This is a genomic window from Reyranella soli (assembly GCF_007992495.1).
Lineage (GTDB): Bacteria > Pseudomonadota > Alphaproteobacteria > Reyranellales > Reyranellaceae > Reyranella > Reyranella soli.
In genome coordinates, this window is sequence record NZ_BKAJ01000309.1 from 1 (window position 1) to 3,861 (window position 3,861).

Genomic DNA, 3,861 nt, shown 5'->3' on the forward strand with positions numbered 1-3,861 from the left:
ACAGTGCCTCGCAACAATGGTCCGTCTGACCGAAGATCCACGAAGGCGCCTCCACTAGTAGCCAAATGAATTTGAGACGCTCCAACAGCACAGCCTTGCGTTTGTTCATTCGCCAGTTGGCCGATACCCCACCTACAAGACACCGTTGGCGTTCCATCCATAATGTGCAGCGTGCGCATGCTTGTCCCGCCGAAGCTGAAACCTTCAATGACCCCACGCCACATGCCAACGGCCCACCGCCCGTCGGAACTCTCAACAAGAGCGTTTACCGTCAGTAGTGGGGCAAGCAGGTACCGGCACTCGTTGTTCTGATTGCCAAGCCAGATGCGACGAGGCCCAGAGCCCGCCTCGAAAACGTACTGGAAGGTTGCGCCTTTGCCGTTTGTGCCTCGGAGAGTTCCCGAGCCATCCGGGTTTAATGACGCAAGGTTCAAATTTATTGTTTGCAGGCGCTGATTGTCGCCCTGCGCGGGCACGGCGCGAAATGCCTTTCCTCTAACCTCGACGTTGAAGTTGTCCCAGGGAGGATTTCCGCAGTTGCGGTGGATTCCACTGGCTAGATCGAAAGACGCTGTCCATCGATAGTACTGTGCGTTCGCAAAGGCAGACAAAGTCGAAGTGCTGAGCACTATCGCTATAAGCAATTTCCAGTTCATGGCCGCCCCCCGTGCTAGGCGACGCTACCACAACCCCAAATAGGCAGACCTCGATCATAAGGGGTATAACTTGAGGCGCGGCGCTCGATGGTGTCAGTATCCCCTCTAACCAGAAAAGCCAGGGAGGGGAAAGGCGATGGTCTGCTCGAAATTTGCTGCGATTGTTTCCGCGGTTGTCCTCGCCGCCGGGGGGTCATTCGCTCAGACCGTTTCTGTTCCCATCCAAAACTACAGCCAGATCGCAGGTGTATGGCATGGCACCACCAAGCACGGAACGAAGGCGGTCCTTCAATTTGAAGCGAGTGGCCAGTGTTACTCCGGTACAAATCAAGGAACGAGCAAATGCTTTAAGGTCGCCATTCAAGACGGCAGCGTAAGGGCGGAATGGGGTAACGGCTCGGGACACGTCACCCTCAAACTTACAAATGCCGGCACCCTTGAGGGGCGCCTCGTAAACGGCTAGTACGTCACCGACAACATGATTTACACCAAACAATAAACCATCCATGAGATCCCGCCTTCCGGGAATAGCTCATTGGGAGGGTTACCGATTGATCCCGGTTCCACCACCGCATGCACAAAATCGCTCCACGGGCAGAACCGGCTAGCGGCGATGCTGACCAATCTCAGAGGAAAGGCCCGCCCAGGGCGCTGACACTGGGCGGGCGGCCCGAGGCTTACATGCGGGCCGGAGCTAGCGAGCGAATGCCGGCTGCCACCCGATGCCACGCGGCTTGTTTCATCGCCGGCTGTGATTGATTCGGGGCACCCTGCCGAAGCGAGATCCGACGGAGAAACGTCGCCGATAGGAGGGGGCCGCGCTATGCGCAAGGCCGCGGCATAGCGGCCCCGCATAGAGGGTCATCACTATGCGGGGCCTAACCATCACTCCCTTGGCTTGGGGTGTAGGAAGTGAGGTGCTCAAAAGTAGCCCTCCAGCGAGCTCACTGTGGTTGGGCCCAAAAGAGGTGCCTCTAAAGCGCACATCCCCCCTTCGCAGCCCATAAGAAGGCAGCTCTTGATCGCCACGCTTCCCTGTCGATCCTTCGCCAAGCACGATGGTCGTAACAGGGAAGAAAAAGAAGCATCGGCACTCTCATGCGGGCGTGCCGCACAACAATAGTGGCATGTCACCCGACGAGCCCGCCTAAGCGTGGCGCAACCGTGAAGCACATCGGTGGTTTTCTTTAGATAACGGAGACCGTCTCTTGAAACCGATGCAACTAATCATTCCCGCGATTGTCGTACTTTTGGCTAGTTGTGCTGCGCTGGATAAACTTGGTGAAGCGGATGCACACGGATCCAGTTTCTCGGACGGCCGAGATTCTCCACCTCAAACGGCATTGCCGGTACGACGCAGCCAGGGCGTTCCGTCAGGGAGGTACGGAAGGCCCACGATCCGAACTGTATCTGAGCGCATTTAAGCGGAAATCGGCTCCCTGGGGGCGCGGCTTGATATGCCGTGGGCGCCGGCCCTGCTTGCGCAGTAGCTCGATGCTGGCCCGTAGCATGCCCACCACAAGCGCCGAGGCCTCCGTGCTGATCGCACGGGGCTGCGGTTCGTGCGGCGCGCCATGGTCAGACCGTGGCGCGTTGCAGCAGCACAACATCCGCGGCGGCGAGGTCGCGCAGGATACCGTCAACGATTTCGCAGCCTTGGGCTCTATCGATTAAGACGCTCAACTTGATGGCGATGCCGACAAGGTCGACCGTGTGCGCGTCCATGATGGCCCGCTGGGCGCCCTCGAAAGCCGCCATTGTCTCGGGCGTGCCGTCGTCCCGGATACGGATGGCCGCTTCGAAGGCGTCTTTAGTCTCCTGATACTGCAGCCAAAGGGCCGTCATTTATCGGCCCCTGTTAGGTTATGGTGGCGCGTCACTCTGCGCCCCCATCCGGCAGCTCGAGACGCACCACGTTGCCGGGAAACGTGGGCCTGGGAGACCCGCTACAGGGCGCGACCCGTCAGTCTCCGGACGCGTGCCGCAGGAGACGATAGACGCCATGGATGCTTGGGCCGAGGCTGACGCCGCAGCAACTGCATCCTCAGCGGCGTGGATCAACCCGCCCGGGCAGCTCCCCACCTGAGCGGTCAACGCGCCTAATTCGCCTGCTTCCGGTGAGCCGATCAACGGCTGCGGGGTGTCGCTGCCGGATCCTCAGTTTCATACAGGTGATAATCTTGCAGCCCCTCTTCCTAAAATCACGGCGCCGGCCTTGTCGGGATGAAGGCGTCAACTTCGTCCTGCCGGTTGAATATCGTCGGCATCCCAATCCGCGAGCCGCAGCGCCCGCGCACGCGTCACCCAATTGGGTGAAACACTAGGCTTGTGTGCCTGATAGTCTTGAGGAGCGACAGAGGCGCGGAAACCATCCCAAAACTGCCGCGCACTCAAAGGACCGCCAATTCCCACTCGGCGGTCCTTCCATTTGGGCTAGGTGCGCTTGCTACCTAATGCCGGGACATTGTAACGCGGCGTTACGGTCGTGGATGGGGCTGGCCACGGCGCGTGGCTGCTCGGCGTCGGCCGTGAATGGCGCCCCCTGCCGCACCCGGGAACACCCCCAAAATCCCCCTCGCGAGGCCGTTGAGCCAAGCACCGGTATCCAGCCGCATGTCGAACAGATTCATGAAGTGCTCGAGTAGAAAACCGACGGCGAATGCCAGCATGAACAACGCCACCACCCCGGCGGCACAAGCCAACGCAAGAGATACCGCAACCCCGACCAGGCCAGGGTTCCGTTCGGCAAACTTTCGGGCAACAAAGTATGGAACTCCGACCCCGACCAGCATCGCCAGCAACGTCGGAACCATAGGTGATCCTCTGATAGTTCGCGAAACGCGCGTGGGAGATGTTGGAACGCTTCGTCACAATTGGCCGCGACGCAATCCCACGTCAACTCCGTGCAAACATCACCTATCGAGGACATAGGTCCGGCTCCTCGGCTGCCGCTCGCAAAGCCTCTTTTAGGGCGAGATGCGACATCGGAAAGCTAGCGGCAGCCTTACCGAGGGACATGGACCACACTAACTTATGGAGCTGCTGCCCGGTCATCTCGATCCGATTTGCCAGGGTCTGCGCTTCCCGCCAGCGCGTTCGCTGAGTCGGTTTTTTGACTCACTGGACGTTTTTGAGGCTGGGGGAGTCCTCGGCTGCTAGAAGGAGCCTAATTCGATTCTACGGGCAGAAGAACACGGCTAGGATT

Annotated in this window: 3 protein-coding genes; all 3 read right to left on the reverse strand. The window is 59.5% G+C overall.

The features are described 5' to 3' along the window. Positions 1-656, reverse strand: a 656-nt coding sequence (locus RSO01_RS48765) for a hypothetical protein (protein ID WP_218037677.1), incomplete at its 3' end; no start/stop codon positions are given. A 1,578-nt stretch (positions 657-2,234) separates the two neighbouring features. Further along, positions 2,235-2,501, reverse strand: a complete 267-nt coding sequence (locus RSO01_RS46155; RefSeq protein ID WP_147157369.1) for a hypothetical protein — start codon at positions 2,499-2,501, stop codon at positions 2,235-2,237. A 632-nt stretch (positions 2,502-3,133) separates the two neighbouring features. Next, positions 3,134-3,457 (reverse strand): hypothetical protein, encoded by a 324-nt coding sequence (locus RSO01_RS46160; protein ID WP_170303892.1) that lies wholly within the window; start codon positions 3,455-3,457, stop codon positions 3,134-3,136. Between the last annotated feature and the right edge of the window lie 404 nt (positions 3,458-3,861).